Annotated in this window: 9 protein-coding genes; 5 read left to right on the top strand and 4 right to left on the bottom strand. The window is 63.7% G+C overall.

What is annotated here, in order from left to right:
• Both LCL94_RS03965 and LCL94_RS03960 read right to left on the bottom strand, forming a co-directional pair.
• Positions 1 to 1,542, bottom strand: a complete 1,542-nt coding sequence (locus tag LCL94_RS03965) for an amidase (protein WP_224831077.1) — start codon at positions 1,540 to 1,542, stop codon at positions 1 to 3.
• Positions 1,543 to 1,582: 40 nt separating this feature from the next.
• Complete coding sequence (locus LCL94_RS03960) at positions 1,583 to 3,631, bottom strand: TonB-dependent receptor plug domain-containing protein (RefSeq protein WP_224831076.1); 2,049 nt, start codon at positions 3,629 to 3,631, stop codon at positions 1,583 to 1,585.
• Positions 3,632 to 3,890: 259 nt separating this feature from the next.
• Here LCL94_RS03960 and LCL94_RS03955 point away from each other — a divergent pair, with 259 nt between their 5' ends.
• The 3 genes from LCL94_RS03955 (at position 3,891) to LCL94_RS03945 (ending at position 6,886) form a co-directional block, all read left to right on the top strand.
• Positions 3,891 to 4,604: an ATP-dependent Clp protease proteolytic subunit gene (locus LCL94_RS03955; RefSeq protein ID WP_160608059.1), complete on the top strand. Its 714-nt coding sequence runs from the start codon at positions 3,891 to 3,893 to the stop codon at positions 4,602 to 4,604.
• A 194-nt stretch (positions 4,605 to 4,798) separates the two neighbouring features.
• A complete protein-coding gene (clpX, locus tag LCL94_RS03950; protein WP_160608057.1) occupies positions 4,799 to 6,064 on the top strand; it encodes an ATP-dependent Clp protease ATP-binding subunit ClpX in 1,266 nt (421 codons plus the stop codon).
• 147 nt (positions 6,065 to 6,211) lie between these two features.
• Positions 6,212 to 6,886 (top strand): response regulator transcription factor, encoded by a 675-nt coding sequence (locus tag LCL94_RS03945; RefSeq protein WP_224831075.1) that lies wholly within the window; start codon positions 6,212 to 6,214, stop codon positions 6,884 to 6,886.
• A 71-nt stretch (positions 6,887 to 6,957) separates the two neighbouring features.
• On the opposite strand, the gene LCL94_RS03940 is transcribed toward LCL94_RS03945, so the two are convergent.
• Positions 6,958 to 9,672, bottom strand: coding sequence for a TonB-dependent receptor domain-containing protein (locus LCL94_RS03940; RefSeq protein WP_224831074.1), 2,715 nt, complete (start codon positions 9,670 to 9,672; stop codon positions 6,958 to 6,960).
• A gap of 112 nt (positions 9,673 to 9,784) precedes the next feature.
• Positions 9,785 to 11,359 (bottom strand): hypothetical protein, encoded by a 1,575-nt coding sequence (locus LCL94_RS03935; protein WP_224831073.1) that lies wholly within the window; start codon positions 11,357 to 11,359, stop codon positions 9,785 to 9,787.
• 240 nt (positions 11,360 to 11,599) lie between these two features.
• Here LCL94_RS03935 and LCL94_RS03930 point away from each other — a divergent pair, with 240 nt between their 5' ends.
• Positions 11,600 to 11,980 carry a hypothetical protein gene (locus LCL94_RS03930; protein WP_224831072.1) on the top strand — a complete coding sequence of 127 codons (381 nt, stop codon included), beginning with the start codon at positions 11,600 to 11,602 and terminating at the stop codon, positions 11,978 to 11,980.
• 162 nt (positions 11,981 to 12,142) lie between these two features.
• The gene (locus tag LCL94_RS03925) at positions 12,143 to 12,772 is read left to right on the top strand and encodes a lytic transglycosylase domain-containing protein (RefSeq protein WP_224831071.1); all 630 of its coding nucleotides are present in this window, start codon (positions 12,143 to 12,145) and stop codon (positions 12,770 to 12,772) included.
• Position 12,773 lies beyond the last annotated feature (1 nt).

The following is a 12,773-nucleotide window of genomic DNA, read 5'->3' as shown; positions in this document are numbered from 1 at the left end:
TTACTTGTCCGCTTCGGCCGGAGGGCTCCACCGCTGTAGCGAAGGCGTTGCCAGTTCGGCGCTGCGAACGCGCTCGTAGGCCGCGCCCAGTTGCAGGACTTCGAAATCGCGCCACTTGCCGCCGAAGAAGCTGATGCCGACCGGCAGCGCCTCGATCTGGCCCATCGGCACGGTCAGGTGCGGATAGCCGGCAATGGCTGCAGGCGAGCCGAAGCCGATGCTGCCGTTGAAATTGTCCCCGTTGACGAGATCGGTCGTCCATGTGGGGCCGCGGGTGGGGGCGACCAGGAAGGCCACGTCATTGTCCGCCATCAGCTTGTCGAGCGTCTCGACGCCCGCGATGCGCACAGCGTTCTCGCGCGCCTTTTCATAGGCGGCGCGGTCGGTGGTGGTTACCGCAAGCTCGAACAGGTCCTGCCCGAACCAGCGCATTTCCTCGCCCGCATTGAAGGTGTTGAAGGCGATGAGCTCGGCAAGGCTGCGAGGAAGGTTCTCGCCCGGCAGGCTGGCGAGGTATTTGCCCATTTCCTCGCGCAGTTCGAACATCAGCACGGTGAAGCTGTCGCCGTACATTTCGGTGTTCGGATCGAACTCGATGTCGACGATGATCGCTCCTGCTTTTTCGAGATCTCCGAGCGCCGTCTCGAAGACATCCTTCAGATCGTCGCGATTGCCGACCTGCTTGCGCATTACGCCGATCCGCACGCCTTGCAGGCTGAAATCGCCGAGGCCCGACCAATAGTCCGCCTGGCGCGGCACGCCGATGGTGGCCGCATCCGCGCTGTCTTCGCCGGCAATCGCGCTCAGCAGCAGCGCCGCGTCTGCGACGGTCTGCGTCATCGGTCCTGCGGTGTCCTGCGTGCTCGAAATCGGTACGACATGGGTGCGGCTGACGAGCCCAACGCTGGGCTTGAAACCGACGATACCGTTGATGCTTGCCGGGCAGGTGATCGACCCGTTGGTCTCGGTCCCGATGGCGGCCCAGGCAAGCCCCGCTGCCACTGCCGCGCCGCTGCCCGAGGACGAGCCGCAGGCGTTGCGGTCGATGGCGTGGGGGTTACGGGTCAGTCCGCCCACCGCGCTCCAACCGCTGGTGGAATCATTGTCGCGGATATTGGCCCATTCGGAGAGGTTGGTCTTGCCGAGGACGAACCCGCCGTTTCGGCGCAGGTTGGCAATCAGGGGCGCATCGCGCCCGGTCTTGTTGCCGATCAGCGCGAGGCTGCCTGCCGTGGTCGGCCATTCGCTTGTCTCGATATTGTCCTTCACCAGCACGGTGCGGCCCGCCAGCAGGCTGGCGCCGTTGATCGCATTTGCCCCTTCGCGCGGGTTGGTGTCGTAGACGATGACCGAATTGATCGTTGGCCCAGCGTCGTCGATTGCCGCGATCCGCTCGGCATAGCGGGCGGCGGTATCGCCGGGCGAAAGCCTTTCTCCATCGGTCGCGGAGCGTTCGGCGACGGGCGGGGTGGCAACCTCCTGTGCGGCAAGCGGGGAGGCGGCGGCGAGAAGCGCGGCGGCGCTGAGCAGGCGAGGCGTCATGCCGCCTTCCTGCCACAGGGCCGCCGCTTTGCAAACGCGCTTAGAAGTCGCCGCTGACCGTGAAGCGGAAGATCGGGCCGATGCGCCGGTCGGTCACTTCGCGGAACAGGACGTCGCCATCGGGTCGCGATCCGTCGAAAACTGTGCGCTCGAAATTGTTGCGAGCCCCGAGTACGTTGCCGACCAGTGCGCGCACGGTCAGGCCCATCACGTCCTTGTGCTCGATGAACACGTTGGCGAAGGTCGGCCCTTCCCAGTTGCGTCCGATCTCGTAGCGCCGCGAATATGGCGCCTGGCTGTTCGTGAAGATGCCTGCACCATAGGCCCAGTCGGATTTCGGGATATCGTGGCGGAAGTCGCCCGAGAAGCTGTCGATCAGATCGTAGGAGAAGGGCCGGTCTTCTCCGGTGAACGGGTCGGTCACGCTCATCCAGCGCTTCACCGCCTCGAAATCGAAGCGGGCGCCTTCGAGGCCTACGGGATCGAACTTGATCGTGCCGGAAAGGGCAAGATGCAGGCGGTCGGCATCGCCGATATTGCCACGTGCCTCGCGCCCGTCGGGCAGCGGGAACCAGTCGATGAAATCCTCGAACCAGGCCTGGCGTGCCTGGAATTTGAGCGATCCCCATGCGCCCAGTCCCTTGTTGACCTCCAGTTCGAGGTCCCAGCTCTGGTAGGGGACAAGCTCGTTGTTGCCGCCGTTCTCGTTGTCCTCGTTGAGCGATACGCTGGCAAGGAAGTCGCCGAAGGAAAGCTGGCTGACCCGCCGCGCCGCGGTCAGCGAGACGTCGAAATCGTCTTCCGGCTTCCACGTGAAGGCGAGCGAGCCCTTGGGCCGCCGGAAACTGCGCGAATTGGCAGCAACACCGGTCTGTTCGATGGTCGAGAATTCGCCAGAGGCGATCGCCTGCACCGATAGCTTGGGCGTGATCGCCTTGGAGAAGCTCAAGGCACCTTCATAGCGGTCCTCGCTAACCCCGCCGTTGCCGAAGGGGAAGGGCACCGGCTCGAACCGGCCGTCCGGCGCCAGCGTGAACAGCGAGGCTGCCCGCTCGAGCCGGTTGAACGCCGCCTCGCCCGACAATTGCCAGTCAGCGCCCAGCATCGACCAGCCGTATTCGAACCTGCCGATACGTTCGCCGATGCCATTGATCTGCTCGTAGCGGGAGCCGGTGGGAAGCGAGCCGTCGTCGAAGCTGTCGACCACTTCGCTCGAGAAATTGTCGCGTTCGTACCGTTCCAGCCCGATCAGCTTGAGCTTGCCCGGGCCGAGCGGGAATTCGATGTCGCCGCCGATTTCGTATTCGGGGCCGTTCTCGCGCACCACCACGCCGCGAAAGCGCATGGGGCCGCTGACCGGCGTGCCGATTTCCGGCTCGTTGCGGAAGAAGAAGTCCTCGCCGTAACTCAGGTTGAGATTGGCGATGGTGTCCTCGCTGAAGCGATAGGTGAAGTTCGTGGCGAGCTTTGGATTGTCGAACCCGCCGGAAAACTTCGTGCTCTGTTCTTCCAGCAGCGCGCCGTCGGGGCCGTAGATCCATGTCGGACCATCCGCGCCGAAGCGGTTGTTGTCGTTCGACAGGGCGACGGTGAAGTCGAGCTTGCCGCTGGTGCCCGAAAGCGAGATTTCGCCGCCATAGAGCTGCGCCTCGGTATTGTGCGCACGAAAGCCGGTGTTCCAGCGGAATTGCCCCGATGCGCCCGTATTCTCGTAAATCACGTTGGCGACGAGGCCGGTGAGGCCGGGTATTTCGAGCATGTTGCCGTCGACCAGCTCGATCCGCACGACATCGTCGGCGGAAATGCGCGCCAACTGGTCGCGCAGGCTGTCGGACTTGCTGGAAAACCGCTGGCCGTTGACCAGCACGTTCTGGTTCGCCTGGCCGAGACCGCGCTGGCCGTTGTCGTTGCCGCCCGAAATGGTGAAGCCCGGGATGCGGCTGACCATGTCGAGCGCGTTGCGCGGCGCGAACTGGGCGAAATAGGACGGTTCGAACACCCGCGCGCCGGTGGCGGCAGGGGCAGGTTCGCCGGGCGGCACGGCATTGGCATGTGCGGTGTCCCGCGCAAGGGCAGGGCTTGCGATCAATGCCGCAACTGCGCTCGTCGTGAGCGCTAAAATCCTGCGAAATGGGTGTTTTGTCGTTCTCACCATGGCTGTCGTTTACAATCGTAGCCGAATGCTTGAATCGACCTTCGACAAAGACGGGATCGATGCCGACGAAGCGCTTTGTCGCCCGACGAACGACATGGAACCCACAGGTGCGGGCTGGCGGGGTGGTTAAAGGCCTTGAACATCCTGCCAGCTATCGCGACATAGGCCCGAACCAATCCAGACGAGGACCTACATGATCAACCTGTTCGGCAACGATGCACACGGCACCCAGGGCCAGTTCACCCACGACCCCGTAACCGGGGCGCTGGTGCCCACGGTGGTCGAGCAGTCGAGCCGGGGCGAACGGGCCTTCGACATCTTCAGCCGCCTGCTGCGCGAACGCATCGTCTTCGTAACCGGCCAGGTGGAAGACAACATGGCGTCGCTGATCGTGGCACAGCTGCTCTTCCTCGAGAGCGAGAACCCTTCCAAGCCGATCAGCATGTACATCAATTCGCCCGGTGGCGTGGTGACGGCCGGCATGGCGATCCACGACACCATGCAGTACATCAAGCCGCGCGTTTCGACCGTCTGCATCGGCCAGGCTGCCTCGATGGGCAGCTTCCTGCTGGCCGCTGGCGAACCCGGCATGCGTATCGCACTGCCCAATGCCCGTATCATGGTCCACCAGCCGTCTGGCGGTGCACGCGGCATGGCGTCGGACATCGAGATCCAGGCTCGCGAAATCCTGCGCATCCGCAAGCGCATGAACGACCTCTATGTGAAGTATACCGGCCAGAGCCTCACCGCGATCGAGAAGGCGATGGACCGCGACACCTTCCTCGAAGCCGACGAAGCGATGAAGTTCGGCATCGTGGACAAGGTTTTCGAAGCCCGTCCGGAAACCGAAGGTGGCGAGGAGCCGACCAAGGACGAAGACAAGGGCTCGGGCGGCGCGCCCGAGTAAGACAGCGCCGTGGCGGGGCGGTTTTGACCGTCCCGCAACCGGACTGTTGCGAAATCGTCGTAGGAATTGGGCAACCTTGCCGCTTCAGCTTGTGGCAAGGGGATGACCTTACCTATGATATTGACCCAATCCCGCACCGGCCTAATGTCGGCGAATCCCCGTAAAACGGGAGAAACAGCGGGACAGAGCAGGATATGACCAAGTTGAGCGGTACCGATAGCAAATCCACGCTGTATTGCAGCTTCTGCGGCAAGTCGCAGCACGAAGTGCGCAAGCTGATCGCGGGCCCGACCGTGTTCATCTGCGACGAATGCGTCGAGCTGTGCAACGATATCATCCGCGAGGAAACGAAGGCCGGCATCTCCGGCAAGAAGGACGGCGACGTCCCGACCCCTTCGGAAATCTTTGCCACGCTGAACGATTACGTGATCGGCCAGGACCGCGCCAAGCGCGTCCTTTCGGTTGCGGTGCACAACCACTACAAGCGCCTCAAGCACAGCGGCAAGGCAGACGGCGTCGAACTCGCCAAGTCGAACATCCTGCTGGTCGGTCCGACCGGTTCGGGCAAGACGCTGCTGGCCCAGACGCTGGCGCGCACCTTCGACGTGCCCTTCACCATGGCCGACGCCACCACGCTGACCGAAGCCGGTTACGTGGGCGAGGACGTGGAGAACATCATCCTCAAGCTGCTGCAGGCGTCCGACTACAACGTCGAGAAGGCCCAGCACGGCATCGTCTACATCGACGAAATCGACAAGATCACCCGCAAGGCGGAAAACCCCTCCATCACTCGCGACGTGTCGGGTGAAGGCGTGCAGCAGGCGCTGCTCAAGCTGATGGAAGGCACCACGGCCAGCGTCCCGCCGCAGGGCGGCCGCAAGCACCCGCAGCAGGAATTCCTGCAGGTCGACACGACGAACATCCTGTTCATCTGCGGCGGCGCGTTCGCAGGGCTGGAAAAGATCATCGCCGACCGCCTGCAGAAGCGTTCGATCGGCTTCGGCGCGCATGTCGCCGATCCGGACAAGCGCCGCGTGGGCGAACTGCTCGAAAAGGGCGAACCGGAAGATCTCCTCAAGTTCGGCCTGATCCCCGAATTCGTCGGCCGTCTGCCGGTCATCGCCACGCTGCGCGATCTCGACGTGGAAGCGCTGGTCACCATCCTGACCGAGCCGAAGAACGCACTGGTCAAGCAGTACCAGAAGCTGTTCGAGCTCGAGGACGTGGAACTGACCTTCCAGGAAGACGCGCTCAAGACGATCGCCGAAAAGGCCATCAAGCGTAAGACCGGGGCACGCGGCCTGCGCTCGATCGTCGAAGGCATCCTGCTCGACACCATGTTCGACCTGCCCGACATGGACGGCGTGACCGAAATCGTGATCGACGCCGACGTGGTCGAAGGCAAGAAGGACCCGATCCAGGTCCACGGCGGCAAGAAGACCAAGGAAGAAGCGGCCTAAACCGCTCTTCGTCCAGGCAAACAACCGGCGGCGTCCGTCCCTGATCGGGTCGGGCGCCGTTTTGTTACAACCCGCCTTTTACGGTCACATCGCAGTCACATCCGTGCGCCATCGAAGCCTCTGCAACGGGGCTGAAGGGTGCTGCGGGTGGAAGTCATTACGATCCTCATGACAGGCGAGAATGGGGCCAGTTTTCCCGAATTCGATCACGGCGAGGCGATCTACCGCTTCGACCGGCTGACGCCCGCAGGCCCTCAGCGGCTGATCGAAGGTCCGATATGCGCTTTCGTTGACTGGGTGCTGGACGATCTCTCGGGCCTCGAGATGTGCCGCCGACTGCGCGCAGACCCGCGCACGGCCCATGCGCATATCACCATGGTGCTCGAAAGCTGCGATGCTGAAGACAAGCGGCGTGCGCTCTCTGCGGGGGCCGACGATTACCTCGTAGGGCCGGTCGATCGCACCACGGTGCTCGACCGCGTGCTCGCGCTTGGGACGGGCAAGGCTGGCCTTATCGCCGGGCGACCGTTCATGCTGGGCGAGCTGGAAATCGACATGGGCGCCTTGCAGGCACGCTGGGGTGGCAAGGCCATATCGCTGCGGCCCAATGAATTCCGCCTCCTGCGCTACTTCGCCGAAAATGCCGACCGCGTCTTGTCGCGGCAGGACCTGATCGACGGGCTCGGCAAGCAGGAGCCCCCGATAGACGAGCGGACCGTGGACGTTTGGATCGGCCGACTGCGCCGGGCGCTGCGGGCCGTTGGTGCAGGAGATCCGATCAGGACCGTGCGTTCGATGGGGTATGTCTACGACAGCCACTGAGACCTTCGAAGGCACAAAAAAAGGGCCGCTCCCGTGCGGGGCGGCCCTTTCATCTTGCTTGCGAGCGAGGCTCAGAACTTCAGCGAAGCCCCGAGGCTGACGCTGCGACCGACCGTGTAGCTGTTCACGTCCACCCGGTTCGTGCCGTTGGTCTGGAATTCCTGGTGGTCGGTTCCGGTAAGGTTGCGTGCCTCCAGCTTGAGCTCGAGCTCGCTGCCGAAGAGGTCGAAACCCTGCCGTGCCACGAGGTCGAGCTGGAAGCCCGGCTCCTCGATGATGTCGGGCAGCGGGCCTGCGCCGCGGCTGGTCACACGCTCGCTGGCATATTTCAGCAGGACCGTGAACTGGCTCAGCGTTTCCGTGTCCTCGAGGCCCAACTGGATATTCACGAGGTGGTCGGACTGGCCGGTAAGCGGAACGCCGTCGTCGAAGAAGTTCGTCGCCGGCTGGTCCGCGAAGGGGAAGACCTGCGCGATATCGTCCGGCCCGACGCTGATCTCCGACTGCGTGTAGGTATAGTTCGCAATCGCCACGAAGCGCTTGGTGTCGAACCATTCGCCGAGGTCGTAGAGGTCGTAGTTCCATTGGATCTCGAGCTCGCCACCATACAGCTGGGCCTTGGGCGCATTGGCAAAGCCGGAAATGATGTCGTTGTCCGAGAAGCTGGTGAAGACCTCGATCGGGTTCTCGATGTCCTTGTAGAAGCCCGCGACGCTGATCCTGCTGCCGGCATCGAAGTAATATTCGAGGCGCGCTTCGGCATTGATCAGCTCGCTGTCCACGAGGCGCGGGTTGCCGTTGAACTGGCGGTTGGTCTCCGGATCGAAATAGGTCTGGAAAATGAGCTCGCGGAACTGCGGGCGCGCGATCGTCTTGGACGCGCTGGCGCGGAACTGCAGGTCGTCGGTGATCTCCCATGTCAGCGTCGCACCCGGCAGCCAGTAGCTGTTGGCGAGTGCAGTGCTGCTGGTCGAACCGATCGGGTCGGCGAAGACCTCGACTGCCCGGACCGACTGGTCGGCGTCTTCGTAACGCACACCGAGGTCGAGCGAGACCACCTCGATCGGGGTCAGCGTCGCCTTGGCATAGGCGCCGTGGATCGTCAGGTTAGCCTGGAAGGCCGGGTCGGTCTGGGTCGTCTCGAAGATGTTGAGTTCGTAGGGCTCGAGGCCTGCAGCCGCCTGCGCCTCGCGGTCGAAGGCGAGGTCGAGCAGCGCATCACCCAGAAGATTGTCGGGCCGGAAGGCGCCGAAGACCGTCGGAAAGGTGGTCGAAGCGCGAATGTCGAACTCGCGGCGGCTCGAGAGGCGGCTGGTGTCCGTATAGGCATAGCCGACAGTGGCGGCGAGCCAGTCGGTGAACACGTAGCCGACGTCGATGCCGCCGTAATAGAGGTCCTCGGTCAGGTCCGAAAAGGCCACCAGCGCGCCGCCGCGCTGCGGGTCGAGGGTGTTGAGGAAGATGCCGGCGAACGGATCGTTCGGGTTCTTGTTGTCGGCATATTCGAAGCGGTATTCGAACGGCGCCTCGCGCTGCGTCTGGGCATAGCCGCCGCGCAGGTCGATCGAGAGGTCGTTGAACTCCAGCTCGGCCACGGCCTGCGTGTTGAACAGCTGGCGTTCGTACCAGCCGGTCTCCTGGATCAGTTCGTCATCGTCATCCTGCAGATCGGTCCCTTCCGCCAGCGATGCGCGTTTCAACGTATCGCGGATGAAGAGGTTGGTCAGGCGGAAACGGTGCTGCCCGACTTCCAGCCCGAAACCGAGCAGGCCGTTCACGAGCATGCGGTTGTCGGTCGCGAATTCGCGGAAGTCGCTGTCGAGTTCCAGTTCGGCATTGTTGGCGGTCTGCCGCGTGATGAAGCGGTTGCGCCACTTGTTGCTGATCGATGCCGTGGCAATGACGCCGAACTGGCCGTCCGAAAACACGTCCACGGCGGTGCCGGCGGTGAGGCCGGCAGAGAAATTCACCGGTAGGTCGCCGATCTTCTGGACCAGGATCAGGTTCGGGTCGTTGAGGTCGCCCAAGATGCCGCGCAGGTCGACATCATCGTCGCCGATGCGCGCGCCGCTGTCGAAAAAGCCCTGCAGCGCGGCATAGTTGGAAATGTCGCGGCGGCCATTGTCGAAGCCGGTCCAGTCGTAGGCGCCGCCATGATAGCTGTAACCGGGCCCGAAAGTGGTCTCGCTGTCGCCGCTGATCGAGCCGGAAATCGTGACGAAGCTTTCCGTCGGGATGGCGCGGGTCGTGAGGTTGATCACGCCGCCGCCGAATTCACCGGGGAAGTTGGCCGAATAGGTTTTCTGGACGAGGCTCGATGCGACCACGTTGGTCGGGAAGATGTCGAGCGGCACCACGCGGCTGAGTGGCTCGGGCGAGGGCAGCGGAAGGCCGTTGAGCAGCGCCAGCGAATAGCGGTCGCCGAGGCCGCGCACGTAGACGAGGCCGTTGCCCTGCGTCGAAAGGCCGGTCACGCGCCCCAATGCGCCTGCAATGTCGCCTTCGCCGGTGCGGGCGATGCTCTCGGTATCGAGCACGGTAATGACCTGGCTCGACGAGCGCGTGACGTCGCGCTGGCGGCGACCGGTCACGATGATCGCGCCGCCGGGCACGGAAATATCGGGCTGCGCCTGTTCTTCGACCTGCTCTTCTTCCGCGGCCTCTTCAGCCGGCTGGGTGTCGGAAACCTCATCCTCTTCGCCGGTGCTCTGCGCAATCGCGGCGGCGGGATAGGTGAGGGCGGTGGTAAGCAGGAGCAGCCCTGCAAGCTGCTTGCCAGTGGACATTGGAATGACCCCCTTGAACTAGGTCGGTGTCGTTACGGGAGACGTGCCCCCGCTGAATGGATTGAAGGCGGGAGCGATGCGTCGATGCACCGCCCCCGCCCCGCAAAGGCGATTAGTTGTAGACCGGCAGGCTGGTGCAGGCGGTCACGGCATTGTCGAAAGTCACCGTGGCCGAGTTGCAGGTCCAGCCGTTCACCCAGGTGTTGTTGCCGGGGAAGGCAGCGCCGATGTTGGTCGGCAGTTCGAAGAAGCTCGACCAGGCAGTCACGTTGAACACCGGCACGGCATTCTCGTTCGCGCCGTTTACGAACAGCATCGACAGCGTGTTGGTGAAGGCCGAATTGTTGTTCGTGCCTGCATCGAACACCGCCTTGATGTCGGCTGCGGTCGCGCCCGAGCTGTCGCGGAAGGGCGTGGCGCAGTCGAGGACCAGGGAGTCGAAGGCGACCGGGCCAGCTTCGTCGACGGCGGCATTGGCGGCGCGGGTCAGTTCTTCCTGGCCGTCGATGCGCAGGCAGCGCGTGTCGTTGCGCGACCAGATGACCGAGTTGGCGATGCGGTAGTCGGCAAAGCCGCGGATACGCACGACTTGGTCGATCGCGTTCTGGTGGACGAAGGTCGCATTCGAGATGCGGGTGTCCTGGCGCGGGGTCGAATCGTTGAAGGCGTTGTCGGAATCGGCTTCGATGATCGTGTCGCCTGCGCCGGGGCGCTGGATGGCGATGACGTATTGCAGATTGGCCTTGACGCCGGTGTCGGTGTCGATGCTGTCGTCTTCCGCGCCGACCACGATCATGCGCTTCACATTGACGCGGCCACCGAAGAATTCGACGCCGTCATCCGAGCTGTTGAAGCTCATGATGTTTTCCAGTGTCGTGCCCGAACCGATGCCGCCCGTGGTCAACGACTGCAGTTCGTTGTCGCCCGAAAGGACGAAGCCCGAATAGCGGATCTGGACGAACTTCATGCTGCCCGAGCTGTCGCCAGGCGTTGCGCCGCCGAAGATCGCGGGGTCTGCCGCACCCTCGACCTGGCGCTCGCAGTTCACGCTGCCCGGGGTTGCGCCCGAAGCGATACAGTCGGTGACGGGTGCGCGGCCCGAAAGGACCACGCCGCCCCACTGGCCCGACGAGCTGCCGCCGTTGAGGCCGAGGACGTTGTCGCGGCTGGTGAAGACGATCGGGCGCTCGGCCGTGCCGTTGGCCTCGATCGTGTTGCCGCGGTTGACGTTAAGGAAGCTCGATCCCGATGCGTAGAGGATCACGCCCGGCTCGATGGTCAGCTCGACATTGGTGTCCGACAGGCCGTCGCTGGCGTCCGGAGCCGGACCGCCATCGGTGCCGACATCGACGCGGCCGTTGATGCGATAGAGCAGGCCGTTGATGTAAGGCAGGGTCGAGCTGGCGTTGAAGCGCGCGGGCAGCGTGCAGACGCGGTATTCGCCGGTCGGGCCGGTGATGGTTCCGCTGTCGGTCAGGCCCTGCGGGTCGCTGATCGTCGGACAGCCGTTGGCCGGGGTGACGAGCGAGCTGGTCGGGGTGGGCGTCGGCGTCGGCGTGGGAGTCGGCGTCGGGTTGTTGATGGTTATGTTACCGCCGGTGCCGGGCGAAACGATTTCGTCGGCCCCGCAGGCGCTCAGCGCCAGTGCGGAGCAGCCAAGAACAAGCGAATGGTGGAAATTGGTCACGGGTACGGTCCCCTCAAAAACCGGGTGAATCGGAAAACTCGAATGCGAATTCGTGATCGCGATTCGCCGGCTAGGGGCGGCGTGTGACAGTTTGTGATGCTTCGTGACCGTTCTGTTGCAGTTTCAACAGGAAATCCGGCTCAGGCCCTCCATTGCAGATTTGTGACAATGTTACGGTTTTGTTGCGGGCGCTGAAACAAACCCGCATATTCTCATCCAAGAACTTGGGAGAAAAATCATATGTCGCTCATCGCTGCCGCTACGCTGATGGTCATGGGTTCGGGCCCGATCGAGGTAGTGGCTAGCCCCGCGCCTTCGATGGATGTCGGCTACGAGGAGCTTATCGCCGGCAATGATCTCGCCGCGCTCGCCGCGATCGAAAACAGCGACCTTGCCAATGACGATCCGGCGAGGCTGATCAATCACGGCATCGCGCTCGCGCGCCTGGGCCAGGAAGACGCGGCGCGCGCCAAGTTTGCCGAGGCTGCAGCCCTCCGGGATCGCTACCGGCTCGAGACTGCGGGCGGCCAGTGGGTCGACTCGCGCGTCCTTGCAAGGCGGGGGCTGGCTATGGTCGATGGGCAGGACTTCAAGGATTACGCGGCGCTCGCCAGCCGCTGACAGCGTAAACACCGAGCCTTTGCGGCCCGCTTTCCGATCTGGAAGGCGGGCCGTTTCCTTGTGCAGCCACGTCGAAAGCTGAGGATTTCCCCTGCATTCAGCTTCTTGTCACCCTGATGTCATGTAAGGTCCGCAAAGGGGCCGCACGGAGGGTGTTCGACGATGATTCGTACACACTGGGCAATAGCTGCAGGACTGGCCTGTACGCTGCCCGCCGCCTTCCCGGCGAAGGCGGATGTCATGGAGATCGATGCGGACGGCGCGCGCTGGATATCCGGTGCTGGCGCCGCGCAGCCGGCTGACCTTGCGGAAATCGCAACGTTTGCAGAGCTTTCCGCTGTCCCCGCGGAACTCGAAATTCCGGACCATATTATCGGCGATACCGCGCGCCATGCCGCAGGCGTCCCCGATGCCTACCGCGCCAAGGTCAACGAGCTGGCTGCCCGCTTCGACCTCTCGCCTTCGCTCATCGAGGCGGTCGTGTGGCAGGAAAGCCGCTGGCGGCACAATGCCGTCTCCCCGGTCGGGGCGCAGGGCCTCGCGCAGTTGATGCCCGGCACCGCGCGCGAGCTCGGCGTCGACCCGCGCGATCCCTTTGCTAATCTGGAAGGTGGCGCGCGCTACCTCCGCGAACAGCTCGACCGCTTCGACGGCGACCTCGAAAAGGCGCTTGCCGCCTACAATGCCGGCCCCGGCCGGGTGGAGCGTGCGAATGGCATTCCGCGCATCCGCGAAACGCAGAATTACGTGGCCGCGATCATGGGTCGCCTGGCCGATCACTCACGGGAGTAGT

It is taken from the genome of Qipengyuania gaetbuli (genome assembly GCF_020171365.1).
Taxonomy (GTDB): domain Bacteria; phylum Pseudomonadota; class Alphaproteobacteria; order Sphingomonadales; family Sphingomonadaceae; genus Qipengyuania; species Qipengyuania gaetbuli_B.
Note: the sequence above shows the minus strand (reverse complement) of the source record. Positions and strands in the feature narration are given on the sequence as shown.